This window comes from Candidatus Amarolinea dominans (genome assembly GCF_016704685.1).
In the GTDB taxonomy this organism is placed as follows: domain Bacteria; phylum Chloroflexota; class Anaerolineae; order SSC4; family Amarolineaceae; genus Amarolinea; species Amarolinea dominans.
Genome location: NZ_JADIZS010000014.1, coordinates 1 through 25,762, shown reverse-complemented (window position 1 = coordinate 25,762; position 25,762 = coordinate 1). Strand labels below are relative to the sequence as shown.

The 25,762-nt window shown below is 63.7% G+C and carries 24 protein-coding genes and 4 pseudogenes; 9 read left to right on the top strand and 19 right to left on the bottom strand.

Going from position 1 to position 25,762, the window contains the following annotated elements:
- The first annotated feature begins 4 nt into the window (after window positions 1–4).
- The 4 genes from IPF85_RS10170 (at window position 5) to IPF85_RS10155 (ending at window position 3,565) form a co-directional block, all read left to right on the top strand.
- Window positions 5–1,093 (top strand): 2-oxoacid:ferredoxin oxidoreductase subunit beta, encoded by a 1,089-nt coding sequence (locus tag IPF85_RS10170; RefSeq protein WP_343407971.1) that lies wholly within the window; start codon window positions 5–7, stop codon window positions 1,091–1,093.
- Between the two features lie 71 nt (window positions 1,094–1,164).
- Entirely contained in the window at window positions 1,165–1,797 is a 633-nt protein-coding gene (locus IPF85_RS10165; protein ID WP_343407970.1) for an MSMEG_4193 family putative phosphomutase, read from the top strand.
- A gap of 40 nt (window positions 1,798–1,837) precedes the next feature.
- Window positions 1,838–2,380, top strand: a complete 543-nt coding sequence (locus tag IPF85_RS10160; RefSeq protein ID WP_343407969.1) for a DUF3090 domain-containing protein — start codon at window positions 1,838–1,840, stop codon at window positions 2,378–2,380.
- Window positions 2,381–2,443: 63 nt separating this feature from the next.
- The gene (locus IPF85_RS10155) at window positions 2,444–3,565 is read left to right on the top strand and encodes a hypothetical protein (protein ID WP_343407968.1); all 1,122 of its coding nucleotides are present in this window, start codon (window positions 2,444–2,446) and stop codon (window positions 3,563–3,565) included.
- A 177-nt stretch (window positions 3,566–3,742) separates the two neighbouring features.
- On the opposite strand, the pseudogene IPF85_RS10150 reads toward IPF85_RS10155, so the two are convergent.
- The 9 genes and pseudogenes from IPF85_RS10150 to IPF85_RS10110 all read right to left on the bottom strand — a co-directional run.
- Window positions 3,743–3,910: pseudogene (locus IPF85_RS10150) on the bottom strand (ATP-binding protein); the annotation flags it as partial.
- A 163-nt stretch (window positions 3,911–4,073) separates the two neighbouring features.
- Window positions 4,074–4,479: pseudogene (locus IPF85_RS10145) on the bottom strand (DNA-binding protein).
- A gap of 69 nt (window positions 4,480–4,548) precedes the next feature.
- Window positions 4,549–4,632 (bottom strand): annotated as a pseudogene (locus IPF85_RS10140) (type II toxin-antitoxin system RelE/ParE family toxin); the annotation flags it as partial.
- A gap of 38 nt (window positions 4,633–4,670) precedes the next feature.
- Complete coding sequence (locus tag IPF85_RS10135; RefSeq protein ID WP_343407967.1) at window positions 4,671–4,937, bottom strand: CopG family antitoxin; 267 nt, start codon at window positions 4,935–4,937, stop codon at window positions 4,671–4,673.
- Window positions 4,924–5,211 carry a BrnT family toxin gene (locus tag IPF85_RS10130; RefSeq protein ID WP_343407966.1) on the bottom strand — a complete coding sequence of 96 codons (288 nt, stop codon included), beginning with the start codon at window positions 5,209–5,211 and terminating at the stop codon, window positions 4,924–4,926. The genes IPF85_RS10135 and IPF85_RS10130 overlap by 14 nt, the downstream gene beginning before the upstream one ends.
- Before the next feature lie 105 nt (window positions 5,212–5,316).
- A complete protein-coding gene (locus IPF85_RS10125; protein ID WP_343407965.1) occupies window positions 5,317–5,583 on the bottom strand; it encodes a helix-turn-helix domain-containing protein in 267 nt (88 codons plus the stop codon).
- The gene (gene feoB / locus IPF85_RS10120) at window positions 5,583–6,758 is read right to left on the bottom strand and encodes a ferrous iron transport protein B (RefSeq protein ID WP_343407964.1); all 1,176 of its coding nucleotides are present in this window, start codon (window positions 6,756–6,758) and stop codon (window positions 5,583–5,585) included. The genes IPF85_RS10125 and feoB overlap by 1 nt, the downstream gene beginning before the upstream one ends.
- Window positions 6,755–7,813, bottom strand: a complete 1,059-nt coding sequence (locus IPF85_RS10115) for a ferrous iron transporter B (RefSeq protein ID WP_343407963.1) — start codon at window positions 7,811–7,813, stop codon at window positions 6,755–6,757. Before IPF85_RS10115 ends, feoB begins: the two co-directional genes overlap by 4 nt.
- Complete coding sequence (locus IPF85_RS10110; protein WP_343407962.1) at window positions 7,813–8,040, bottom strand: FeoA family protein; 228 nt, start codon at window positions 8,038–8,040, stop codon at window positions 7,813–7,815. The genes IPF85_RS10115 and IPF85_RS10110 overlap by 1 nt, the downstream gene beginning before the upstream one ends.
- Window positions 8,041–8,239: 199 nt before the next feature.
- On the opposite strand from IPF85_RS10110, the gene IPF85_RS10105 reads away from it, so the two are divergent.
- Together IPF85_RS10105 and IPF85_RS10100 are read left to right on the top strand one after the other, a co-directional pair.
- A complete protein-coding gene (locus tag IPF85_RS10105; protein ID WP_343407961.1) occupies window positions 8,240–9,265 on the top strand; it encodes an asparaginase in 1,026 nt (341 codons plus the stop codon).
- A 173-nt stretch (window positions 9,266–9,438) separates the two neighbouring features.
- Window positions 9,439–11,844, top strand: a complete 2,406-nt coding sequence (locus tag IPF85_RS10100) for a glycosyltransferase family 39 protein (RefSeq protein WP_343407960.1) — start codon at window positions 9,439–9,441, stop codon at window positions 11,842–11,844.
- A 115-nt stretch (window positions 11,845–11,959) separates the two neighbouring features.
- Here IPF85_RS10100 and IPF85_RS10095 read toward each other — a convergent pair whose 3' ends face one another.
- The 9 genes from IPF85_RS10095 to IPF85_RS10055 form a co-directional block, all read right to left on the bottom strand.
- Complete coding sequence (locus IPF85_RS10095) at window positions 11,960–13,174, bottom strand: glycosyltransferase family 4 protein (RefSeq protein ID WP_343407959.1); 1,215 nt, start codon at window positions 13,172–13,174, stop codon at window positions 11,960–11,962.
- A 7-nt stretch (window positions 13,175–13,181) separates the two neighbouring features.
- Window positions 13,182–13,583, bottom strand: a complete 402-nt coding sequence (locus IPF85_RS10090) for a glycosyltransferase family 2 protein (RefSeq protein WP_343407958.1) — start codon at window positions 13,581–13,583, stop codon at window positions 13,182–13,184.
- Complete coding sequence (locus IPF85_RS10085) at window positions 13,528–14,229, bottom strand: glycosyltransferase (RefSeq protein WP_343407957.1); 702 nt, start codon at window positions 14,227–14,229, stop codon at window positions 13,528–13,530. The genes IPF85_RS10090 and IPF85_RS10085 overlap by 56 nt, the downstream gene beginning before the upstream one ends.
- Window positions 14,229–15,230 carry a polyprenyl synthetase family protein gene (locus IPF85_RS10080; protein ID WP_343407956.1) on the bottom strand — a complete coding sequence of 334 codons (1,002 nt, stop codon included), beginning with the start codon at window positions 15,228–15,230 and terminating at the stop codon, window positions 14,229–14,231. Before IPF85_RS10080 ends, IPF85_RS10085 begins: the two co-directional genes overlap by 1 nt.
- A complete protein-coding gene (locus tag IPF85_RS10075) occupies window positions 15,227–16,042 on the bottom strand; it encodes a TatD family hydrolase (RefSeq protein WP_343407955.1) in 816 nt (271 codons plus the stop codon). Before IPF85_RS10075 ends, IPF85_RS10080 begins: the two co-directional genes overlap by 4 nt.
- Before the next feature lie 6 nt (window positions 16,043–16,048).
- The gene (locus IPF85_RS10070) at window positions 16,049–17,491 is read right to left on the bottom strand and encodes a phosphoglucomutase/phosphomannomutase family protein (protein ID WP_343407954.1); all 1,443 of its coding nucleotides are present in this window, start codon (window positions 17,489–17,491) and stop codon (window positions 16,049–16,051) included.
- A gap of 25 nt (window positions 17,492–17,516) precedes the next feature.
- The gene (gene gmd, locus IPF85_RS10065; protein ID WP_343407953.1) at window positions 17,517–18,527 is read right to left on the bottom strand and encodes a GDP-mannose 4,6-dehydratase; all 1,011 of its coding nucleotides are present in this window, start codon (window positions 18,525–18,527) and stop codon (window positions 17,517–17,519) included.
- Window positions 18,528–18,568: 41 nt separating this feature from the next.
- Entirely contained in the window at window positions 18,569–19,525 is a 957-nt protein-coding gene (locus IPF85_RS10060) for a GDP-mannose 4,6-dehydratase (protein WP_343407952.1), read from the bottom strand.
- A gap of 209 nt (window positions 19,526–19,734) precedes the next feature.
- The gene (locus IPF85_RS10055) at window positions 19,735–21,384 is read right to left on the bottom strand and encodes a S8 family serine peptidase (RefSeq protein WP_343407951.1); all 1,650 of its coding nucleotides are present in this window, start codon (window positions 21,382–21,384) and stop codon (window positions 19,735–19,737) included.
- A gap of 229 nt (window positions 21,385–21,613) precedes the next feature.
- Between IPF85_RS10055 and IPF85_RS10050 the strand changes: the two genes are divergently transcribed.
- Window positions 21,614–22,873, top strand: a complete 1,260-nt coding sequence (locus tag IPF85_RS10050; protein WP_343407950.1) for a radical SAM protein — start codon at window positions 21,614–21,616, stop codon at window positions 22,871–22,873.
- Here IPF85_RS10050 and IPF85_RS10045 read toward each other — a convergent pair whose 3' ends face one another.
- Entirely contained in the window at window positions 22,874–23,542 is a 669-nt protein-coding gene (locus tag IPF85_RS10045) for a metal-dependent transcriptional regulator (RefSeq protein ID WP_343407949.1), read from the bottom strand. It abuts the gene before it with no gap.
- 290 nt (window positions 23,543–23,832) lie between these two features.
- Here IPF85_RS10045 and IPF85_RS10040 point away from each other — a divergent pair, with 290 nt between their 5' ends.
- Together IPF85_RS10040 and IPF85_RS10035 are read left to right on the top strand one after the other, a co-directional pair.
- Complete coding sequence (locus tag IPF85_RS10040; RefSeq protein ID WP_343407948.1) at window positions 23,833–24,678, top strand: FTR1 family protein; 846 nt, start codon at window positions 23,833–23,835, stop codon at window positions 24,676–24,678.
- A 181-nt stretch (window positions 24,679–24,859) separates the two neighbouring features.
- A pseudogene (locus tag IPF85_RS10035) lies at window positions 24,860–25,762 on the top strand (hypothetical protein); the annotation flags it as partial.

Sequence of the window (25,762 nt, the reverse complement as noted above, 5' to 3'; positions counted from 1 at the left end):
CATCATGGCAACTCCACTTCCAACCACCACGACCATCGCCGGTCCGGACGGCAAGACCAGGACGAACGGCAATCTCAAGCTGAACCTGGTCGGGCTTGAACTGAAGGATTACGACGGTTCGCCTTCCACCCTGTGTGTCGGCTGCGGCCACAACTCGATTTCCAATCAGATCGTGCGCGTGGCCTATGAGATGGCGCTGAAGCCGCACGAGGTCATCAAGCTGAGCGGCATTGGCTGCTCCAGCAAATCGCCGGCCTATTTCTTGAACCGGTCGCACGGCTTCAACTCATTGCATGGCCGTATGCCCTCGATTGCCACCGGCGCCTGCCTGGCCAACCACACCCTGCGCGCCATCGCCGTCAGCGGCGACGGCGACACCGGCAGCATCGGCATCGGTCAGTTCAAGCACCTGGTGCGCCGCAACGTGCCCATGGTGTACATCATCGAAAATAACGGCGTCTACGGCCTGACCAAAGGCCAGTTCTCGCCGACGGCCGACATCGGGCAGGTGCTCAAATATGCGGGCACCAACGAATTCCGGCCGATTGACCTGTGCATGGAAGCGCTCATTGTGGGCTGCGGCTTCGTCGCGCGCTCCTTCGCCGGCGACGCCAAGCAGGTGCGCGAGCTGCTCAAGGCTGCACTCAGCCACCGCGGCACGGCCGTGATTGACATCATCAGCCCTTGCGTCACCTTCAACGATCATGACGAGTCAACCAAGAGCTACTCGTATGGTCGCACGCACGAAGAGCCGCTGCACGAGGTGACGTACATTCCCGCCTATCAGGAAATCACGGTGGATTACGAGCCGGGCACGGCCGTGGATGTCGAAATGCACGACGGATCGCACGTCCGGCTGAAGAAACTGGACACCACCTACGACCCGACCGACTGGCTGCAGGCGGTGCAGGTTCTACGCGAGGCCGAGACCACGCGGCAGATCATCACCGGCCTGATTCACATCAACCCGAACCAGCCCACGCTGCCTGATCTGGTGAATATCGCCGATCAGGAGCCGCTGGCCACGATGGCTAACGAAAAGCTGCGCCCCTCGCGTGCGCAACTTGCCGCGCTGATGCGCGGATTGGCGTAATCTGTCCATCAAAACGCACCTGCGAGCCGTAAGCCCGCAGGTGCGTTTTTCTACACGCAGTGAGCAAGCGCTTGACCACTCTTCTTCTTGTACGACATGCCACCAACGATTGGGTTGGTGAGCGCCTGGCCGGATGGACACCTGGTGTCCATCTCAACGCGGCCGGTCAGCAGCAGGCGCATGAGTTAGCAGAGCGCCTGGCGCACATTCCGATCAAAGCGATTTACAGCAGCCCGCTGGAGCGCGCCCTGGAAACCGCGGCGCCCCTGGCTGACCGCCTGCGCTTGCCTGTGGAACAGGATCCTGACCTGGGCGAAGTGTACTATGGGCAATGGACAGGCATGCCACTCAAGGCGATGCGCGAGACCGATCTCTGGCCGCTGCTGATGATCGCGCCCAGCCTGGCGCGCTTTCCTGATGGCGAGAGTCTGCTGGAGGCGCAAACGCGCGTCATTGGTGCGCTGGAACGCTTGCGCAGAACGCATCCAGATGATACTATTCTGGTCGTGTCGCACGCTGACATTCTCAAGGCGGCCGTGGCCCATTACCTCGGCCTGCATCTGGATCTGTTTCAGCGACTCGTGATTAGCCCGGCGTCCGTCACTGTGCTGCGTTTTGCAGCGCCTGGCCACGCTCGCCTGGAACATTTCAATGACACAGGCGTGCTGCCCAGTTTTGTGGAAGAACAGCAGAAAATTCCGTAAACGACGTTGCGCCAATAGTTGTGTAAAAAAGGAAACAGATATGCCGCAGTTTGATTACGATTTTGATCCGGTATCTCGCATCACCGTTGGCGCCATTGGCCGGCCGGGCCAACGCGACTTCTACTTGCAGGCGCGTAGCGGCCTGCGCGTGGTGACGTTGAAAATTGAAAAACAGCAGGTACAGGCGCTGGCGATCGGCATCTCCCAGTTGCTCGAACAGGTTGGGGATGTGCTCCCCCAACTGCGCACCGATTTGGTCAACGTCAACAACCCGCGCATGACCCTGGAGGAGCCGGTCTATCCGGCCTTTATGATCGGGCAGATTGGCTTGGGCTACGATGAGGCACGCGCCCTGGTGATCATCATTGCGCAGGAGTTGGTGGTTGAGGATGCCGAAGGCAGCAGTCAGGCGGCCCTGGCTCGCTTTGTGGCCGGGCGTGAGATGATGCGCGACTTCAGCGAACATGCCCTGGCCCTGGTGGCGGCGGGGCGCCCCACCTGCCCGCTATGCGGTCAGCCCATTGACCCGCGCGGGCATTTTTGCCCTCCCAGCAATGGACACAGCACTTCGTTGATCCAGTAGGCGTGACTTGCTCATCATTTTCGTCACGCCGAAACCTTGATTTTGTTTAGCAGAGGAGGATTTATGGCAGCATCTGCAATGAGAATGAGCCGGCTGGCTTTTCCGACCGAGGCCGGCCTCTGGCTGCGCAGCCAGCGCTGGGACTTGACCTTCATTACCCTCAGCGTTATTCTGGTCCCCTTTCCCTACCTGGCCTGGTTGGCGCTCAACACGTTTGGCTTCAACACGGACCTGACCCGCAACGTCATCAATGGCCTGGTCGCGCTGGCCGTTGGCGGGCCGCACATGTACTGCACCTTCACGCGTACCATGTTGGATCGCGACTTTATCGAAAAACGCCCGGCGTTCGCCCGCTCGACCATCGCCATCCCGCTGATTGTCATTACCCTCGCCCTGTTCAACCTGGAACTGCTGCTGACCGTCTTCTTCTTCTGGGCATCGCTGCACGTGCTGCATCAGATTGTTTTCATCATCGGCGTGTATGACAAGAAGCGGCGGGACACCTTGTCATTGCCCAGCCGGGTCATTGACTACGCGGTGGTGTTGACCAGCCTCTACCCCATTGCCGCCTACCGCCTGACCATCAGTCGTGATCTGTTGATCGGCACCAATGACCTGGGCAAGTCCATCCCTGAATTCCTCAAACAGCCCCTGTTCTTCTACCTGGCGGCCGCCACGTTTGGCCTGGCCTTCGTCCTCTTCATCGCCAAGACGATCAAAGAATACCGCGAGGGCAGCCTGCATGTGCCCAAAGCTGTCTTCATCCTGGTGACCACCATCACGTCGTTCATCGTGCCCTCGCTGGGCAACCTGGACACGGCCTTTCAGGGGATGAACACCTGGCATTCGTTCCAGTACCTGGCCTTGACGTGGTACATCAACCGCATTCGCATCGAGAAAGGGGAGATGCATGCCCTGTCCATCGTCAAGCGCGTTTCGCAGGCGGGCGCGGCGCGTTCCTACTATCTCCTGATGGTCGGCTTCACCGTGGGCACCGTGGCCGTTGGCGCGCTCATCTTCGTGGTGCTGCGCTTCGGCGCCGCCATGAGCGTTAGCGCCTCCTTTGATCGCGCCTACTACATCTCCGTGCTCTCCTTCCTTTGGATGCACTATTATCACGATCACTTCCTCTTCACCCAACCGCAGGCCATGCTCAACGTCCCGGCCGCGGCCCTGGCCGCTTGAAAGACAGATAAAGAAACCGGACTTTGCAAAGTCCGGTTTCTTTGTTTTGCAGATCTGCTCTGCAGCCTGCCTCTGTCACAAGTCACTGCGCACTGTCTGCGAATTGTCGTCCATCTCGATGGATCAGCGTCACTTCACATGCTGACGCCCGCTTGGACTCATCTCAATCATGGTCATTTATGCTTCACCATGCAGCGGCTCGCCCAGGAACGGGATCGCGCCATAGCGGCCAAGCAAATAGCCTTTGGTCAGGGCTTCGTCCCTGCGCGGGCTGTAGTCCAGCAGCGGGTACAGATGCGAGCAGCCCTGGCGGTCTTTCTCCACAAACCAGACCTGGTCGCGCCGGCGCCGCGCTCTCCACCATCGCCCCGTATTCATCGTGTGTCGTCCCCCAGAAGCCATCGTCATAGTACGCAGCCTTGTAGGCAGGGCGCAGCTCGTCAGGCAGTCGTGACAGGGCCTGTTGCTAAACGCTCCAACGGCCATCGCTTCAGTCGCCGCCGGGAGTTCAGCGATGACCACCGACTGCCAATTGCATCGGCCTGCTCGGCGGTGCAGCACTCACAATTGGCGCCACGTGCAGCATAAACTCTACTTTGACGGTTTCAAAGGGAAATTCAACGACCATCCACCGTGCGATCAATCAGACCCGCATTGAGCAAAGCCGTCATATCACCGTGAACAGCCTTCACGTCACGCCCGACACGGCGAGCCGCCTCGCGAATTGAAATGGGTCCCGCGCCACACATGACTTTGAGCAGTTGCCATCGTCTGCTGGTAAGCACCTGCCACAACAACTCGGGGGTGGCGAAACCGATGTGCGCCTCGTGTTCTGCACGACCGGCATTCATGGTGTGCGCTGCGTCAGCCAGCGTCTCGGATAGTGATCGAACTTCAAGCACGACCGTGTTCATCGTTCCACTAGAATCTCTCCTGGATGTACCGGTGCAAACTTAGTAGTCATGGTCCTCAGCCTCTCACGCTCAATGATAGTCCGTCACTTCGACATCGTAGGCGTCACCCTCCTGCCAACGGAAGCAGATGCGCCACTGGTCATTGATGCGGATATCAGCAGCTTGTCGAATCTTGGGCACGATGATCTGGTTCAGGCAACCGCATACTGCATGTGCTCGACAAGCTTCTGTTGCAGCCATAAATTCGCTAACGTCTCGACCTGCACGCCGCGTCGGTAAGCCTGCTTTTCAAGCGCCATGAACAACTCAATCTCGATTGGCACAGCACACGCCATAGTAAACTCCACATCGGGCAGGTCAGGATTGTCGAATTCGGTGAAATCGTGGGTATCCCAGAACTCACCCACGCCTTCATCGGTATCTGCCTGTGAAATGTTGCTAAATTTACTTGCGTCCATAGGTTCTACGCTCTCTCTCGCTCATCTCACGCGCACTGATAATAACGGCCGTCTGGCTAGTTGGCTTATAGATGAAGAATACAGCCAGATAGCGGCCTCCCATCGTATGTCCGAAACTCACATACACATTTTCTCCGTCGGTATGGCCCTTCTCCGCAAAGCGAATCCGGGACCTACCAAGTAATACCTGACGGGCTTCACGATCGGTGACGCCATGCTTGGCCTCAAGTTTCTCTTCTATGTGTTCAGGACACAAGATGGCTACAATCTGCATATTCCACAACCTCTATCTCGCCCTGAAAGTCACGGTTTCGTCGCGGGCGCGCAACCGATCGCGGTTCTTCCACGACCCTGAGTCTACAACCATCCTCATGAGTTGTCAAACAGCTCGATCGTGACCGGTCCCCCCGCTGCGCGCGGGCGCGTAACGGCGCCGGGCCGTCGTCATGATGACGCAGCCGCCGCGCCACGCGCACGCGCTGCACGGCGACGCCGCGTCCGCGACTTCCACCAGGTATCCCCGCTGCACCAGCGTTTGCAGCATGCCTGCGAGCGCCGCCTGGTTGATGTCCAGGCGCTGCGCCAGGTCCTCCAGGCACAGCGCGCCCGTGCTTTGCCCCAGGGCGTCCAGGATCTCGTGCAGCATCAGGCGAACCCCGCCAGGCGACCCACCTGAAAGACGAGTACCGCTGCCAGATACGCTGTGCCGGTCTGATAGCCGGCTGAAAATGCGGCCCAGCGCCACCCAAACTCGGCCTTGATCGCGCCCAGGGTGGCTGCGCACGGCACATAGAGCAGGACGAACACCAGGTAGGAAAGCCCGCTGAGTGGCGTGAAATGCTGACGCAGCGCGCTGCTCAGGGCCGTGTCGGTGGCCGGCGCGGCCGGCGCGATCCCGCCCAATCCGGGCAGCAGGCTCAACAGGGTGCGGCCGGCCTGCAGGGTCGCCTTGCCCAAACCGGTGACGATGCCCAGCAGCTCCGCGCCCACGTTGGCGTTGGACAGCGCCGGCGCGGCGGGCGCCTGCGGCGCGTAGATCTGCGCCAGGGTGCTGACCACCACCTCTTTGGCCGCCAGCCCGGTGACCAGCGCGCCGGCCGCGTCCCAATGACCGAAGCCGGCCGGGGCCAGCAGCGGCGCCACCGCCTGGCTGATCTGGCCGAAAAGGCTGTGCCGCTGATCCTGTACGCCCCAGGGCAGGTTGAGCAGCAGCCAGATAACCAGGGAGGCCACCAGGATGAGGCTGCCGGCCTTGCGCACAAAATCGCTGACGTTGGCCCACATGTGGACGCGCAGGCTGTGCCAGGTGGGCAGACGATAGGGCGGAAGCTCCAGCACAAACGCGCTGTCCGCCTGCTGGCGCAGCACCGTGTTGCTGAGAAGGAGACCGGCCAGCGCGGCCACCACAATTCCGGTGGCATACAGCGCCCAGATCAGGGTGCCGGACTGCTCACGAAAGAAGGCCAGCCCAAACACCACGTAGACCGGCAGCCGTGCCGAGCAGGACATCAGCGGCACCAGCAGCGCGGTGAGCACGCGGTCGCGGCGGTTTTCCAGGGTGCGCGTGGCGTAAATGGCAGGCACCGCGCAGCCGAAGCCCAGGATCATTGGCACGAACGATTTGCCGTGCAGCCCCATCCAGCTCATGGCCCGGTCCATGACAAAGGCCGCGCGCGCCATGTAGCCGCTGTCCTCGAGCAGTGACAGGAAGAAATAGAGCACCAGCAGGCCTGGCACGAAGGCTAGCACGCTGCCCACGCCGGCCACCACGCCATCCACCAGCAGCGATTGCAGCCAGGCCGGCGCCTGCAGCAGGCTCAAAAGCGCGCTGAGCCAACGCCAATCGGCCCGTTGATGACCCCATCCACCCAATCGAGATAGGGGGTGGAGACATTTTGCACCACGTGAAAGATCAGGTACATCATGCCCAGGAAGAAGGGGATGCCGAGCCAGCGGTGCGTGACCACGCCGTCAATGCGGTCGGTCAGGTCCAGGCGGGCCGGACGGGCCTGGCGGATGACCTGACGCGCCAGGCCGCGCACAAAGCCGTAGCGCTGATCGGTGATGGCGATGTCCACCTCATCGCCGTAGAACTGGCGCAGGCGCTGTTGACTGGCCTGCACGGCCGGCAGCACAGGCGCAGGTGCGGCGAGCGCCGCGGCGGGCTGCATCAGCGCCAGCGGCAGCTCGCCCTCGCCCTCCAACAGCTTGAGCGCGACCCAGCGCGTGAGCGGCGATGCCTGGTCGTCCACACCAGCCGCCGGCGCCGGCAGACTGCGAGCATAGGCTGCGCCGACGTGGGCAATTTCAGCCTCGATCTCACGGCCATAATCGAGGCGAAACGCAGGGCGCGAATCCTCCGGCGCGTGCGCGGCCGCCTGCACGCTGCTCAGCAGCTCATCCAGGCCGCTGCCGCGCCGGGCGACCATGGGCACGACCGCAATGCCCCCAAGCAGCGCAGACAGCCGCGCACAGTCGAGCTGCAGGCCGGCGGCATCGGCCATATCCACCATGTTGACCGCCAGGACCAGGTTCGCGCCCAGTTCGAGCAGTTGCACAGTCAGGTAAAGGTTGCGTTCCAGGTTGAACGCATCCACCACGTTGATGACCACCTGCGGACGCTCCTGCAGGATGTAGTCACGCGCAATGACTTCTTCGGGCGAATAGGCAGACAGGCTGTAGGTGCCCGGCAGGTCAACGACCGTCATCTGCGCGCCGCTGACGCGTGTGCAGGTTCCTTCTTTTTTCTCAACGGTTTTCCCCGGCCAGTTTGCCACATGCTGCTGCAATCCGGTCAGCGCGTTGAACACCGTGCTCTTCCCGGTGTTGGGATTGCCCGCCAGCGCCACCGTAATTTGCGGTCTTGCCATGTCCATCAAGACAGCATCTCCACGTCCACAAAGCTGGCGTCGTGCGGCCGCAGCGCCAGGTGATAGTTCTTGATGCGGTATTCTGTCGGGCTGCCCAACGGCGCCAGGCGAATAACTGCGATTTCCTCGCCGGGCAGCAGGCCCATGTCGAGCAGGCGCCGGCGAAAGGCGCCGATGCCTCCAATGCGGCGGATGATGCCGCGCTGTCCCGGTTGCAGTTCATTCAAGCGCATGATGGATACCTCATGGTCTGGTGATCTTATTGCGAACGATTTGCAGGAAGGATTCTAACACGCCTGCATGGCGGCAGATATGATCTACATCATTGGCGCGCCAGCCTGCCGGGCCTGAAAACTTGGCGCTGGGCCGGAAATGTGCTACAAATAGCCGCAACATTCAGCGGGAAGCACAGAGGGGAGCACAGAGACTGGCATGAGCGAGCCAACCCAGCGTAAACCGACCATCGTCGTGATTGCCACCGGCGGCACGATTGCCATGCGCATTGATCCGATCAGCGGCGGGCCGGTGCCCACTCTCAGCGGCGCCAATCTGGTGGCCGGCATTCCCGCGCTGGGCGACCTGGGCGAGATCATCGTCGAGGAGTTTGCCAACATTCCGAGCGAACAGATGCAGCCGCACACCTGGCTGCAACTGGCGCAACGCATCCGCGCGTTGACCTCGGTGGATGCCGCGGGCGCACGCCTGTCCACGCGGCAGCGACCGCGCGGCATCATCATCCTGCACGGCACCGACACCATGGAAGAGACCGCCTTCTTCCTGGATGTGACGGCGCCGACCGACGTACCGGTTGTGCTGACCGGCGCCATGCGCGCGGCGTCGGACCCCGACCCGGATGGGCCGCGCAATATCGTGGATGCGGTCACTGTGGCCGTTCACGCCAGGTCGCGCGGGCGCGGCGTCCTGGTCGTGATGAACGGCAACATTCATTCGGCGCGTCGGGTGACCAAAATTGACACCTCGGACGTGGGCGCGTTTCAGTCGGTGCTGCCGCCGGACCTGGGACGCATCCATGCGGGCCGCGTCCATTACAGCGGCGCCTGGTCGCCGCGCACCCATGTGCCCCTGCCCACGCACCTGCCGCGGGTAGACATCATTCCAATGTACGCCGGCGTGGACGATTTTGCGCTCAAGGCCGCGCTGGCGGTCGGCGCGGCGGGCCTGGTCATCAACGCGGTGGGCGCAGGCAATGTCAATGACGCCCTCTTTCAGGGTATCTTGCAGGCGCTCAATGCCGGCATTCCCGTGGTGATTGCCAGCCGGGTGCCTTACGGCGAAGTACGACCGGTCTATGCCTACAGCGGCGGCGGCATTGCCCTGCTGCGGGCAGGCGCGATCTTTGCGCGCGATCTCAATCCGCAGAAGGCACGCGTCTTGCTGATGGCCGGACTCGGCGCCGGCATGGCCTCCCCCGCGCTGGTCTCGTTGTTCAACCAATAGCAGATTCTCATCACGTGAGCAAATTTGCCAAATAGAGTGACACCCTCTACACTTGCGGCCGAAAGCATCAAGGAGTTCTCACACAAAGGCGCAAAGGATTTGATTGGTGTCCCTGTGTTCCCGGTGTCTTGGTGTGAGTATAGCTTGTCCGGGTTGGGTTTTGATCGAAACAAATGGTTCAGATCGTTGAGGCAGCACGTCTGAAGGCCCGTACACATCGCCTGGCTGTTGTGATTGGCCTCGTCTTTGTGGGTCTCGCGCTTTGGTATAACGTCACCTTGCCCATCGGTGAATCCGATAACGAGGCGTCTCACTATCGCTATATCCAGTACATCAAGACCTATCGCGACCTTCCGCCTGCCTTTTATCAGTGGCCTGCCCCGCCCTCAACCGATCAGTGCCAAAGCCCATCAAGCACCGATGTGCAAGATCCTGAGCATCAATTCCGCCAACCTCCCCTCTACTACCTGCTGACCAGCGTCGCGTTCTTCTGGCTCGATACCAGCGACCCCTGGTGGCCGCCTACGAATCATTACAGTGTCCATTCGAACCATCCGGACGGCGGCTATAACGTGGCGATTCACACCGAGCGTGAGGCCTTTCCCTACCAGGGAACCACCCTGGCCGTGCGGCTGATCCGCGTGCTTTCCAGCCTGTTTGGCCTCCTGGGGCTGATTGCCGTCTATCTCACCGGCCGCCTGATCTTTCAACCAGGCCCGTCGCCCCTTCCCGCCCTCATGATGGCGGTCGTCGGTTTCGTGCCGACTTACACCTTCGCCGCGTCGGTCATCAACAACGACATCCTGGTCGGTGCGCTGGGGCTTTGGTGCATCTACTTCTGCGCTCTCAGCGTTCGGTCGGGGGTGCGCATCCGCTCCTTTGCCTTGGCGACTATCTGCATGGCGCTGGCTTTTCTCACCAAGTACAACGGCGTCATTCTGCTGCCCATCGTCACGCTGACAGGCGTCGTCCTGCTCGTCCGCTCGTGGCGAGCCGGCAATGCGCGGCTCAACCGCAGCCTGCGCGCCCTCGGCCTCATCATCGCCATTCAGACCCTGCTGCCCTCCTGGTGGCTGCTGCGCAACAAGCAGCTCTACGGCGATTACTTCATCAACTACCCCAACATGATCCAGCCCTTCACGACCAAGATCTCATGGCTGGGCGCCTTCACCGTACCGGAGCTGGTGACGCGGCTGACCAACGGTGTCAAGTTTACCTTCATGACCTTCTGGGGGCTGCTCGGCGCCGATTTCGTCGTGCTGCCGGAATGGCTGCTGAATCTGCTGGCAATTCTGACCGGCCTGGTCGTCGTGGGGATCATCTATCAGCGCCGGGTCAGGCGGGAGAGCGGGTCGCTCAACCGGTTGGCGCTCATCAGCCTGCTGGTGATCGTCATCAACTGGTGGTTCCTCTATTTCCTGATCAATTTACAGCCCGCACGCGGCCGCTACTTGCTGCCCATGTTCTCGGTGATGGGTTTCCTCCTGATCTGGGGCAGCAGTGCGCTGCGCACGCGGCGCTTCCCCTGGCTGGGCGCGTATCTGACGGCGGGCGCCATCATGGCGATGGGGCTGTTCGTCCCACTTGGCGTGCTGCGTCCCACCTACGCGACGCCGGCGCTGGCGGCCGATGCCGCCCTGCTGCCGGGCGAGCAGGGCACCTACGCCCATTTTGGGGACATTGCCGAGCTGGTGGGCATCGAGGTAGAGCCGGCCAGCGTGGCGCCGTTCGAGCTGCTGGACGTGACGCTGGTCTGGCGTGCGCTGAAAACAACGCCCAACAACTACGTGGTTGGGGTGCATCTGATGGCCGCGGACAAGACCTACTTCGGCGGCGCCGCGCATCTGCCGGGGAAGGGCAACTTCGCCACGTCGTTGTGGCAGCCGGGCGACATCTTCCGCGATCGCTATCGTTTCTATTTGCAGGCTGCGCCGCCCGGCACCCTGCCGATTGCGGGCCAGGTCAAAATTTCGATGTACTGTCCCAACGCCAACTCGCAACCCGACATCCCGGTTCTGGATGCGGCCGGAAACGCGCAGGGCGACGCGGTCTACAGCACACCCATTCGGATTGGCCTGTCAGCGCCAAACCCGCCGCCCCAGGGCGATGACCCGCCCCTGGCCCGGTTCGGCGATGAGATCGCATTGCAGCGGGTCACGGGCCTGTCGCCCGGCCTGCACCTGGGCGCAGAACTGGCGCTCGACTTCACCTGGCAGGCGCTGGCGCATCCACGCGCCGACTACACCCTCTATCTGCATCTCCTCGACGGTCAGGGAAATTTCCAGGCCGGCGCTGACAAATCGCTCACGCAGGAACGTTACCCGTCTGGCATGTGGCTGGCCGGTGAAACCATCACCGACACCCACCGCCTGACCATCCCGGTGGCGACGCTGCCTTCGGGGACCTATCAGCTCACGGCCGGGCTGTACGATCCGGTCACGCAGGAGCGGCTGCCGCTATCCGCCGACGCCGCCCAGGCGCACCCGGATGGACTCCTGCTCGGAACCTGGCAATTCACCCTCTACCACGCGTTCACGCCGATGGTCATCATCTCGCCGACCGCCAAGCCGGGCAAGTAGGCGATTCAAGGCAAGCCAGAGGCTTGCGTTACCGTAGGTCACGCCTCCGGCGTGACGACGTCGTCGGCGATGAATCACGCTTCGGTGCGCCAACGAGGCAAGCCGGAGGCTTGCGTTACGGCAGCGACTCGATCAGCCGCAGATGCTGACCTGCAATCGCCGGCCAGGTGTACTGCTGGCTCAAGGTTCGCGCGCCGCTTGCCAACTGGCCGCGCAGCACGGGGTTGGTCATGATGTCGGTCACGGCCGCGGCCAGGGCTTCCGCGCTGGCCGTGGGCACGAAGTACACGTTGGCGCCATCGCTGAAGCCGGGCAGGGGCGCGGCCGGCTGGGTGGTCACGATGGGCAGGCCGTGCGCCAGGCCGGCCATCAGGCTGCCGCGGCTGCGCCCGGCGCCGTCCTGGTAGGGCAGCACGCACACGTCCGCGGCCAGCAGATGGGCCGAAACCTGGTCCTCCGACACGAACCCGGTCCAATGCACGCGGTCTTGCAGCCCAAGTTCGGCGATGCGCCGGCGCACATGCTCCAGGTAGCTCTGGTTGGTTGGATCGCTGCTGCCTACCTGCCCGCCGATCATGACCAGGTGCGCTGGTCGGCCCTCCTGCACCAGCCGCGCCAGGCAGGCGATGAGCGCCTCTCCGCCCTTGCTGGCGTTGAGAAAGCCAAAATAGCAGAGCAGCCAGTCATTGTGACCCAGACCCCAGGCGCCGCGCCAGGCGTCCCGCTCGAACCCGGTCGGCGGCGCGCAGGCGATGTTGCTGCCGATGGGGATCATGGCGACCGGCCGGCCGGGTGAGCGGCCCGCTGCACGGTCAGCGAACGGCGGCAGGCCCCAGCGCTGCAAGGCCTGCCAGTCCTCCACGTTGGTGGCGATGGCGGCATCGCTCCGCTGCGCCAGCAAACGCACCGCGGCCAGGCGCAGCGGCCCGGCCTTGGGGAACAGATACGGGAACTTGAGGTCGTGGAAGGTGGTGATGAGGCGCGGGCGCCGGCGTCCCAGGCGCAGGCGCAGCCAGCCCGGCAGCAGGTTGACGGCCGGGTGCAGGCCAAAAGCCGCGGTCTGATACTGAATGAGAACCACCGCGGGCTGAATCTGCCGGATGGCGGCGACCACCGCAGACCAGGCACTCCAGTCCCAGCGCGCCACGGTGACCGCGGGGCGCAGCGCATCTGCCGCGGCCGGCGCCTGAACGTCCGCCGCGGCCGGCCGCGTGGTCATGATCTCGACGCGCTGACCTTGCGCGATCAGCGCTTGCGCCAGGAGGTTCGAGTAGTCGCCCACGCCGCCCTGCTGCGGCGGAAATTCGCCGGTGAGCAAAAGAATGGTCATGGCGCCCTCAGCCGTTCGTCCGACCTGGGCTGCGGCCTGGCATCTTGAGTCCGCTCTTGAGCAGCCCCCAGGTGGCCGCAATGCGTTCGCGGCGCAGCGGGCGTTTGTGCCCCAACAGCCATTTGACCGCCTCTTCGAGCAGCATCCAGGCATAGGCGGCCAGCAGGAACAGCCGCAGAGCGGCGGCCGCCAGGCGTCCATGATATTTGCGCACGTAGCGAATCTTGCTGGCCTGGAAGCGCAGATGGCGCGCGGCCACCATCTGTTCGCTGGACTTGCCCTCGTGGTGAATCACCGCGGCCTCTGGCGTGAAAATCACCTGCCAGCCCGCCTGCTTGATCCGCCGGCACAGGTCAAGCTCTTCCGAGTACATGAAAAAACCTTCGTCCCAACCACCCACCTGATCCATCACCGCGCGCGGAATCAACAGGCAGGCGCCCACCAGCCAATCTACCGTTTGCACAGCCGGCGTCTGGCACATCTTCCAGGCGATAGCGCCGCGCCCACGGATTGTGCGGCCACCACTGTTCCAGCAGGGTGCTCTCCCAGAAGGTGGTCGCCAGGGTAGGAAAGCGGCGGCGTGATGACTGCACACTACCGTCGGGATAGAAGAGACGCGGTCCCACCACGCCGGCCTCGGCATGGGCCTGCATGAAGCGCAACATCGCAGCCAGGCTGCCCGGTCGCACCTCGGTGTCGGGATTGAGGAAGAGCAGCCAGCGCCCGCGGCTGCGCGCCATCGCCTGGTTATTGCCACGAGAGAAGCCGGCGTTGTCAGGATTGGCTTGCACCTGCACCCAGGGAAACTGCGCGGCGATCATCGTCAGTGTCGAATCGGCCGACGCATTGTCCACCACGATTACTTCGAGCATGGCCGGCGCACCGCCCGCGGCCAACGGCAGTTGACGCACGTGCAGCCAGGCCGTTGGCTCTGACTGCGCGGCGATGGAGTCCAGGCAGCGGCTGAGCAGGCCGGCAACGTTCCAGGAAACGATCAGCACGGAGAGATCGGGTGCTGGCGTGGTTGCGGCCGCGCGGGCCGTTTCGCCCACCATCAGCGGTGACGGCCCAGGGTAGCAGTTGCCATCTCCAGCAGCGCACTGCGGGTGTCGCTGGCAGGCAATGGCTGCAGTGCGGCCACAGCCTCGGCAATGAAGGATGCGGCCTCGTCATAGGCACGGGCAATCGCGTTGGATTGCGCGATGTGCGCCACCAGGTCGAGCGTCGAGGTATGACCGTCAGCCGCGGCCCAGGCCTCCAACTGCGCCAACAGCGCGCCGCGATCGGGCGCGTCCTGGATGAAATAGAACACCGGCAGTGTCACCGTCCCCTGGTGCAGATCACTGCCGGCCGGTTTGCCCAGGACAGCGTCGGTACTGGTGAAGTCCAGGATGTCATCAATGATCTGGAAGGCCATGCCCAGGTGATAGCCGAAAGCGCGCAACCGCTCGACATCTTCCTCGCGTGCAGCGCCGAGCACCGCGCCCCCTGCGGTAGCCGCCGCAAACAGTGAGGCCGTCTTGGCATAGATGCGCTCGTAGTAGGCGTCTTTGGGCTGATCCCAACGATAGCGGGCCGCCAATTGGCGCAACTCGCCTTCACAGATGACCTTCAACGTCTCCGCAAAGAGCGTGATGACACGGACGTTGCCGGTCTCTGCGGCAAACGCGGCGGCGCGCGCGAACAGGTAATCGCCCGCCAGCACCGTCGCCCCGCTGGTCCAGGAGGCGTTGAGCGTGGGGTTGCCGCGGCGGATGAGCGCATTGTCAATCACGTCATCATGCACCAGGGTAGCGGTGTGCAAGGTTTCAACCGCGGCGGCCAGCGCGATGGCCTGGTTTGACATGGGCGCAAACAGGCGCGCGGCCAGCAAGGCCAGCAGCGGGCGCAGGCGCTTGCCGCCGCTGGTGATGAGCGAAAGAAAGGCTTCCGCCAGGGGAGGGAAAATGTCCTGCTCATTGCCGCGCATCTTGGCCTCGACCGCGGCCAGATCAGCGGCGACCAGGGCCAGGGCCGCTGACGGCTGACTGGTGGCAGGGGAGGATGAATGGCTCATGGCGAGCTCCAGGCAAAGAATTCGCAGGCCGTCGCCGTGGTCTGCGCTGCCACGTCGGCCAGCGGCCGGCCCAACAAGCGAGACACCGCCTCGGCCACCAGGGTGACGCGCGCCGGCTCATTGCGTTGCCCGCGCCAGGGGTGTGGCGTCAGAAACGGGGCATCGGTCTCGAACAACAGACGGTCGAGCGGCAGTTGCGTCACCAGGGTGTGCAGGGCGCGGGCGTTCTTGAACGTGACCGGGCCGGCGAAGGAGAGCAGGAACGGCCAGGTCAACGCTTCCTGGGCCTGGGCCAAATCGCCGGAAAAGCTGTGCAGCACGCCCCAGAAGCGCCGCGCCGCCAGTGGCGACTGGCGGGTCGCGTCCGCGTGAATCCAGGCGCGCAGCGTGCTCATCACATCGGCATGGGCCTCGCGGTCGTGAATGATGACCGGCTTGCCCAGCCTGGCCGCCAGGGCCAGTTGCGCCTCGAAGGCCGCTTGCTGAATTGGGTGTGGTACGCGCTCCCAGTAATAGTCCAGGCCGATCTCGCCGATGGCCACTACCCGCGGATCGGCGGCCAGCTCGGCCAGCTCTGCCAAGAAACCCGGCTTCTGCTCGCCCAGGTCATTGGGGTGAACGCCCGCCGCCGCGTAGACACCGGGGTACGCGTGGGCCAACGCCACGCACTGGCGGCTGCTCGCCAGGTCGGTGCCGATCGTCACCAGCCGCGTCACCCCGGCCGCAACCGCCCGCGCGATAACCTCCGGCCGATCAGGGTCGAAGCTGTTCCAGGTCAGATGACAGTGACTGTCAACGAGTTCCAGCGCCATGAACGATTAGCCAGCTATACCGGCCAGGCGCAGCCCATCCTGCAAGATGGCCTGCACCGCGCCTTGATCCATGGTCTCAGTGTAGACGCGAATGAGCGGCTCGGTGCCGGAGAAGCGAATCAGCAGCCAGCCCCCATCCTCCATGACGAATTTGTAGCCATCCGTCGTCACCTTGTCCACAATCTTTTTGCCGCCGACCGATGCGGGCTGCGCGGTGTCCAGCCCCTTGCGCGCAGCCGCGGCGAAGGCCAGGTCCGGCAGACGGAAGTCAATGCGGTCATAGTAGTGCGGGCCGCCCACCAGATTGAAGAGGCGATCGAGAAGCTGCGTTGGCCGCAGGCCGGTGCGCACCATCAGGTCGAGCAGATACAGGTTGCTCAGGATGCCGTCGCGCTCCGGCACGTGATTGCGGAAGGCGTAGCCGCCGCTCTCCTCGCCGCCAATCAGCGCATCGTATTTGATCATGGCCGGCGCCACATACTTGAAGCCGACGCCGGTGTGGATGACCTGCACGCCGAAGCGTTGGCCCAGTTTGTCGAGCATCGAGGTGGTGCTCAGGGTCTTGACGATCGGGCCGCGCTCGCCGCGCACGTCCAGGAGATACATCGCCAGCAGGGCGTAGACGCGCAGTTGATCCACGAAATCGCCGTTCTCATCGCCCCAGCCACAGCGGTCCGCATCGCCGTCGGTAATGGCAATCACATCGGCGCCGATCTTGCGCCCCGCGGCCAGCCCGGCGTCCACGTTGGGCGGGATCGGTTCCGGCCGCGACATCTCCGGGAAGATCGGGTTGCGCTCGCTGTGTACTTCGAAGACCTCGGTCTTGGCGCCGCTGAGCAGGCGCGTCAGCCAGCCGGCGCCGTTGCCCCACATCGGATCCACCATGATCTTGAAACCGGCCTGCCGGATCGGCTCCAGGCTGACCAGGCGCTTGAGCTGTTCCACATAGGCCGGCACCGGGTCGAATTCCATGATCAGGCCGGCGTTGACGCCCGCCTTGAAGGCCATCTGGCGGCAGCTGCTCGCCTCGGCCGGGATGTGCGCTTCGATCTCCTTTAGGCCGGCGGGATCAATCGCGCCGCCGTTGGGGTCGCGCACCTTGTAGCCGTTATCGGTGGGTGGATTGTGGCTGGCCGTGATGTTGACCGCGCCAATGCCGTGGCGCAGCTTCACCGCGTAGGCGATGGTGGGCGTGGGAATGCCACCGCCGCAAAAGTGCGCGGGGATGTCGTTGCCGGCCAGCACTTCGGCCACGGTCGCGGCAAAATGCTCTGACAGAAAGCGGCGATCGCCGCCGACCACCACCCCGCGTCCAACTTCCGCCGGCGTATAGGTTGCCTTCAGGTAGTCAGCAAAGCCCTGCGTGGCGCGCCGCACGCTGTCGAACGTATAATCCTCGGCAATCGCGGCGCGCCAGCCATCGGTGCCAAATTTGATTTGTACTGTCACGCTTGTCTCTCCTGGAATTTTTCGCTCAGCGCTTGAGCCGCGTGATTTCGGTCACGTCGGCAAAGCGCCTGCCTGCTTTCAGCGCCTGCAGATCCGAGTCAACCATCGTCGTGATCAGTTCCTTGAAGCTGACCATCGGCTCCCAGCCCAATTGGGCGCCGGCCTTGCTCGGATCGCCCACCAGCAGGTCCACTTCGGCTGGCCGGTAGAAGCGCGGATCACTCGCGACATAGTCCTGCCAGTCGAGGCCCACATGGCTGAAGGCCGCCTCGCACATGTCCCGAATCGAATGGGTCTCGCCGGTGGCGATCACGAAGTCGTCCGGCTCATCCTGCTGCAGCATCTGCCACATCGCGCGCACGTAATCGCCGGCAAAACCCAGGTCGCGGCGCGCATCCAGGTTGCCCAAATGGAGACTGTTCTGCTTGCCCAGCTTGATCGCGGCCACGCCGAGCGAGATCTTGCGCTCCACGAACTCCAGGCCGCGTCGCGGCGAGCCGTGGTTGAACAGGATGCCGGAGGTGGCGTGCAGGCCGTATGACTCGCGGTAGTTCACGGTGATCCAGTGGCCGTACACTTTGGCGACGCCGTAAGGACTGCGCGGGTAGAACGGCGTGCGTTCGGACTGCGGCACTTCTTGCACCTTGCCGAACATTTCACTGGAGCTGGCCTGATAGAAGCGAATGGTGGGATCCACCAGGCGGATGGCGTCCAACATGCGGGTGACGCCCAGCGCAGTGGATTCGCCGGTCAGCACCGGCTGCTGCCAGGAGGTGGGGACGAATGACATTGCGGCCAGGTTGTAGATCTCCTGCGGCCGGAATTCGGTCAGGATGCTAATCAGGGAGGCCTCATCCAGCAGATCACCCTGCACCAGGGTCACTTTGTCCTGAATATGTTCGATGCGATCGAGGTTGATGACGCTAATACGGCGAATCATCCCCACCACATCGTAACCCTGCTGCAGCAGAAATTCAGCCAGGTACGACCCATCTTGCCCGGTGATACCGGTAATCAACGCACGTTTTTGTGCCATCGAATTCGTTTTGTCTCCTTGTTCGATTTTCGCTCTCCGCTCTACACCCGCCGCACGCGCTGGCGCCAGTCGTTGAGCACATCGGTCAGGCTGGTTTCAAAGCTGATCTCTGGTTGCCAGCCGCTGACGGCCCGAAAATGGCGCGCGTCGCAATAGCTGACCGGCACATCCGAGGGGCGCAGGCGGCCGGGATCGGTTTCCACCGCGATCGGGCGGTCTGACGCGGCCAGCAGAAAGTCCAGGATGGATTGAATGCTGCGCGGTTGGCCGCTGCCGACGTTATAGGCCTCACCGGCCTGACCCTGCTGCGTAGCCAGCCAGTAGGCGCGCACCATGTCGCGCACGTCGGTGAAGTCGCGCTGCGCCGACAGGTTGCCCACGCGCACAAGCGGTGGGCGCTGACCGGCCTCGATCTCGGCGATTTGGCGGGCAAAGGCCGAAGCTGAAAAATCATCGCTTTGACCGGGGCCAAACTGATTGAACGCCCGCACCCGTATCACGTCCAGTCCGTAGCTCAAGAAATACTGCTGGGCCATCAGGTCTTGCGCCGCTTTGCTGACGCCATAGGGATTGTGCGGCCGCAGCGGGGTCTCCTCGTCAATCGGCAGGTCTTCGGCCTGAATCTTGCCATATATCTCATTGGAGCCAACCGCCAGCACGCGACACGTTGGCGTTTGCTTTCTGACCGCTTCCAGCAGGCTGAGCTGCGTTTGGACGTTAAGCTCAAAGGTGGTCCACGGTTGTTCCCAGGAACCGCCCACATCAGACCAGGCCGCCAGGTGCAGCAGGTAATCAGGCTGCACCTTCTGGATCACCTCGCTGACCCACAGCGGGTTGCGCAAGTCGCCGCGCCACAGGGTCAACTGCTCGCGCAGATCCAGGATGCGCCAATCATGCCGGTGCACGATGCCATGCACCTCGCACGCGGTATGACGCAGGAGGTAGGCGGCCAGGTGGCTGCCGGCAAAGCCGGCGATACCGGTGACAAGTGCGCGCAAGATCAGGCCCTTCTGCTGACTCAGGGGCAATGGACACGGCAACTCTAAGAGGCTGCCGGCCTGCTGACAACCCACGACGCAAGGCTAATGCCAGACGATTATACCATCCGCCGATAAGCCCTCCAAGTTGGTGCATGGTTCGCTGCTGTGCGCGTCAACAGACTTCCGAAGTCTGGCGGACTTCGGAAGTCTGTTTGGGTCTGTCAGGCTCAGGCGGTGGGGCGACGCACACGCCATGCCAGCGCGCCGGCTGCGGCCAGGACAGCGGCCGCCATGACGACGAGCAAGGCGTTGCCGGGGAGCGTCTGCGCGTCGAGTCCGCTGACGGTCAGCGCGGTCGGCTGCGCGGCCTGCACCGCCGCCAACACGTTGATTTCGCCATGACCCCAGGTGTTGTTGGGAATTGTGGCGCCGGGCACGCCGCCACAGTCCTGCGTGGCCGTACGCGGCGTGGCCGTCGAATTGAAGAGGGTCTCAGTGGCGTCAATGTCGCCGACCAGGAACGCGTGCGCCGACCAGAGCAGCGCCAGCGCACCGGCGACGTGCGGGCTGGCCATGCTGGTGCCGCTGAGGGAGCCATAGGTGCTGCCGACCAGGGACGAGCGCACGCTGACGCCGGGCGCCGCAATGTCAGGCTTGAGCAGGTTGGTGAACGCGGCCGGGCCACGGCTGCTAAAGCTGGCAATGACGCCGGTGGGGGCCGAAAACGCGCCCACGGTGTAGACGGCATCATAGATGGCAATGGGGGTGTTGACCGTGCCGCAGGCCGAACCGCTGTTGCCGGCCGAGGCGACAACCATGATGCCGGCCGCGCGGGTGGCGTTCACTTCGTTGACCAGGTCGTTCGCCGGGTCATCGCAGTTCTCGCCACCAGAGGTGGGCGGGCAACCCCAGGAGTTGTTGATGACATCAGGCGCCAGGGCCGGATTGGGGTTGGTGCCGACCAGGGTGGTGGGCGCGATGAAGAACTGGAAGCAGTCCGCATACCAGGCACGCGTCCCCCAGCCCTGGTCATTCATGTTTTTACAGGCCACCCATTTGGCGCCTGGCGCCGCGCCGATCTGGTTGCCGGCGCCGTCATCGCCCACCATGGTGCCGGTGGTGTGGGTGCCGTGACCATGGGTGTCGGTCGGCACCAATTGCCAGAGGCAGTTGTTGCCCGGCGGAATGAACGGACTGGACGCGCAGGTGCCGTCGTGCCAGTTGTAGTTGTGATCGGCTACCGAGCCGTCCCAGCCGCGGTACTGCGACTTGATGGCGGGATGATCCCACTGCACGCCGGTGTCTCCGCTGGCGACCACGATGCCTTCACCGTGGAAGCCCAGTGCCCACACGTCGGGCGCCTTGATGCGGATCAAACCCGGCTCGACAGCCAGCGGCGCGGCGCCGGAGGCGCCGTCCTCCGGCCGCGGCAGCACGAACTGGTGCGCGGTGTTGGCCTCCACGCTGCCCACATCGGCGCGGGCGGCCATCTCATTGACCAGGGCCAGATCGCCCTGCAGCAGGATCATGTTGCTGATGAAAAAGGACTTGTAGGCGATCCCGCGGGCACTGAGCGTCGCCAGCAGATCGGCCTGCGTGCGCTCGGCCGTGGACGTGAGCGCATCGAAGACGAAGGCGCCTTTGGCCAACTTGGTCGGCAGCGCAGCCGCGCCGCTGAGATCGGCCTGCTCGCGCATCACGACAAAAAAGAGGGCGGTTCCGTTGGCGGCCAACTCCTCCAGCAGATTGACCGACACCTTGCCTTGCAGCTCTTGGGGAGCCGTGCGGGGTAGGGCCGACGCCATCGGCGCCACCAGCAGCAGCGCCAGCAGCACGGCGAGCACCAACACATGAATCCAGGGTTTGACTTTCAGCATGATCGAAACTCCTTTCAGCGAACGACGGTCGTGGTTGGGGGGAGAGGTTGAGAAGATGGGCTATTGTAGCAAGCAGACGGTTTATCGTCAAACAAGCGGACTGATGTTTGGACAGGATTGACTGAACGAACCCCGCCCAGGGTGACAAAAGTCATTGTTTTCGCCCTCACGCGGTGCGACAATCAGGTCACTGCGGTGAGCGTCGAGGCAGCGAGGGTGCGGGAGGTAGATGATGGTAACAAGCAAGCCAACGCAATGGGCAGAGGTGGATGAGCAAGGACGCCTGGTCTTGCCTCCAGGGATGGCGGCCCGTTTTGGGCTGACTCCCGGCGCCCGCCTGCGGCTGGAGGACGACGACGGTAAGGTGCGCCTGCACCGGCCGCTGACCCACCTGGCGCGCATCTACGTGGAGCCAACCATTTATTGCAACCTCGATTGCATCACCTGTCTGCGCAACGTCTGGGATGAACCCCTGGGCCGCATGAAGCCGGCCACCTTCGACCGCATCCTCGAAGGCATCCGCGCGGTCGAGCCGCGGCCGCTCGTCTTCTTCGGCGGCATCGGCGAGCCGCTTTTTCACCCGCAGTTGGCCGACATGGTCGCCCGCACCAAGGCCCTGGGCGCGACCGTGGAACTGATCACCAACGGCACCCTGCTCAACGACAAGAAGGCGCGCGAGTTGATCGAAGCCGGCCTCGATGTGATTTGGATTTCGATTGATGGCGCCACGCCGGAGAGTTACGCCGATGTGCGCCTGGGCGCCGAGCTGCCCCACGTGCTGGAAAACATCACTCACCTGCGCCAGATCCGGCCCGGCGGCCATCACCCCCAGCCCAAGATCGGCATCGCGTTCGTGGCCATGAAGCGCAACATCAAGGACCTGCCCGCGGTGCTCAACCTGGCGCGGCGTTTGGGCGCCAGCTTCTTCAAGGTGAGCAACGTCCTTCCCTACACCGAGCAACTACGCACGGAGATTCTCTACGATCACCTGCTGAACGACATCGCCTACATGCCCTCGGCCTGGCTGCCGCATCTCAGCCTGCCCAAGATGGAAATCAACGAAGACACAGCCCCGGCCATCTTCCAGGCCTTTCGCAGCGGCTTCAACGTCAGCCTGGCCGGGCACAACCTGGGCGGCAATAACGATGTCTGCAACTTCGTTGAGAGCGGCGCGCTGGCCGTCGGCTGGGATGGCGGTGTCGCACCCTGCTTGCCGCTGCTGCACAATCACAGTCACTTCCTCAAGCAGTACCAGCGCGTCTCACGGCGTCACATCGTGGGCAACGTCAATCAGCGCGACCTGCTCGACATCTGGCACGACCCATCGTACGTCGCCTACCGCGAGCGCGTGCAGAGCTTCGCGTTTGCACCGTGTACATTTTGTGGCGGCTGTGACTTGATCGAGGGTAACGAAGAGGACTGCCTGGGCAACACCTTCCCGGTCTGCGGCGGCTGCCTGTGGGCGCAAGGGGTCATTCAATGCCCGTAATTAAGCCTGCTCCACCCAGAGCAGGGAGGCCACCTCATGGCCGATGATCTGCGGTTGGTCGCCGACCACGACATGTAGCGGGCCTCTGAACGGCGCGCGCTGCTGCAGCGTGATACGCACGCCGGGGCGCAAGCCCAGTTCGGCCAGGTAGCGCAGCAGGGGGGCGTCTCCGTTGTGGGTCACCCGACGCAGGGTGTACGCGGCGCCCACCTCCCCTGCCACCAGCGTGCGGGTCTGGTAGCCACGGATACTGCCGTCTTTGGCCGGGATGGGGTCGCCATGCGGGCAGTGTGTCGGAAAGCCCAGAATCTCCTCCATGCGGTCGCCCACCACCTCTGAAATCCCGTGCTCCAGGCGGTGCGCTTCCACATCCACCTGATCCCAGGTGAAGCCAAAGACCTGGATCAGGAACACCTCCAGCAGGCGATGATGGCGCACCAGACGGCCGCCCTGCTGGCGTCCCTCCGCGGTCAGGCCGATCTGGCGGTGCGGCAAGTGCGTCACCAGGCTAACTGCAGCCAGGCGCTTGGTCATGCGCGACACCGCGGTATCGCTCACCTGCAGGTAGGACGCCAGCGCGCTGGTCGTCATGGCCTGCTCCCGATTTTCCAGCTTCCACAGGCCCGCCAGGTACTCGATCATCGCCGCGGTCAGTGTGGTCTCAGGCATCGGACCTCCGCGCACCCAGAAGCCGGGTTTCTGGTCGCCGGGTTTGTCGCTGCATCGTGACGTTGCTGCCTGATTGAACCATGGTTCAATTATAAGTTGACCGTCAGGCCCTGTCAAAGATAGACATTCAGGCCCGCCAGCCGCCGCGACCCACTTGACTTTGCGCGGCAGCGTAGTTACACTAGCATCGTTATTGCGAATCGTTCGCAAAAAGCCGCGACACGCCACGCACCCCATCGCCGTGCGCGTCGCGGCCATCTCGAAACACACAAGGGAGGTCATGTCACCGCATGTTACCTGCATTCTTACTGGCTCTGCGTGAAGGGTTGGAAGCCGCCCTCATCGTGGGCATTGTCCTGGGCGCTCTGCGCAAGTTGGGTCACAACCGCCAACAGGGATCCGTTTGGCAAGGCGTCGTCGCTGCTGTGGCCGTCAGCCTGGTGGCCGCGCTGCTGCTTTACGCCGTCGGCCTGAAGATGGAAGGCGCGGCCGAACAAATCTTCGAGGGCGTGACCATGCTCCTGGCCGCCGCCATCCTGACCTGGATGATCTTCTGGATGCAGACGCAGGGTCGCCGCATCAACCGGGAGCTGGAGACCGGGGTACGCCAGGCGGTCAGCGGCATGGGTGGCAATAAGGGCCATTGGGCCTTGTTCAGCGTGGCCTTCATTGCTGTCCTACGCGAAGGCATCGAGACCGCGCTCTTTCTCACCGCCACCACCTTTACGGCCGGCGGGCAGGCCACCCTGCTGGGCGCGCTGCTGGGCTTGAGCGCGGCCGCGGCCCTGGGCTACATCTTGTTTGCCACCACCCGCCAGTTGAACGTCAAGCGCTTCTTCCAGGTGACGAGCGTGCTGTTGATCCTCTTTGCCGCCGGCCTGGTCGCGCACAGCATCCACGAGTTCAACGAAGTCGGTTGGATTCCGGCTGTGGTCGAGCATTTGTGGGACACCAACGGCCTGCTTGACGAAAACTCCGGTCTTGGGCTGATCCTCAAGGCGCTCTTTGGCTACAACGGTAACCCCTCGCTGACCGAAGTGCTCGGCTACGTGGTGTATTGGGCCGCGCTGATCTTCGGCGTGCGTCGTCTGCCCCAGGCGCTGACCGCACCCGGCGCCGGCCAGGCCATCCGCTGAGCCTGCGCACAGATCGAGCTTGGAACAAAAATCGCCGCTTGCAGCAAGCGGCGATTCTGTTTTATGCCCATCTCACAAATGCCGCCCCTGGAATTGCTGGCTGCACGCGCGTGATTTGTTCAAGAAGCACGTCCCTATGGTATAATCCGGACTATCCACCAGGTTTTGTAGGGGCATCATTATGGCAAAACAACGCGCAAGCCTCAAGGGACGTGGGCCCGAAATTCAGGGATGGGGCAAAGGCACGGCCAACGCCGAAGCTCGGCCGGCGCCCGTCCTTGACGCGGCCACGTCATCACCTACGCTCTGGCCCGGCGAGTCGCGCAACGGCCCAGGGCCGGCCCTGCTAACGGCCGGCATCGAGGCAGCCCTGGCGCTCGAGGCCGATGCCTCTGAGGCGCCGGACAGCGATCTGTTCGTGGAAATTCCAACCATGTTGCGCAGCGTGCCCGCCATGCCGCCGCGCGAAACCCTGACGCCGGCCACGCGGGGTGTGAGCGCCCCGGATGCCGACAACGCCATCGAAATCCCCGGCGACGAGGCGCCCCTGGATGAGGTTGACGTGCCGCCAGACGCCCCGTTGGCTGAGGCGCTGCCCGCCATGCGCATCACGCCGGCGCTGCCCCCGCCCGTCAAACCCGCGCCGGTGACAGCCCCTCCTGCGGCCGTCATCGCGCCTGCCATGCCCGCACGACCGCTGCCCCATGCTCCGCCGATCGCCGCTCCCCTCGCCGGCCCTGCACCGACGCCCCAGCCGACACCAAAACCACCCAGCGAGGACAAGCTTATGGACGACCTGCTTGCTGCCGTGCCCGGCGCCGCGGATGACGCCTTGACCGAGGACATCTTGGCGGCCCTGCCGCCGACGGCCGGCTCGCCGCCGCCTGCCAGCGATGCGGCCGAGCCAATCACCACCGTGCGCAGCCCGTTACCCCCATACAGCGGCACACCGACCCTTGCGCCATCGGTGGGCCTGGCCCCGGTGGTGATGGAACCGACCACGCCAACCCCGCAGCCGCCGGGCGGCCCCGCGCCGGCCCGCTTGCGTGTGGGCGGCCTGGTGCTGGAAGGCCCCCTGACCGGC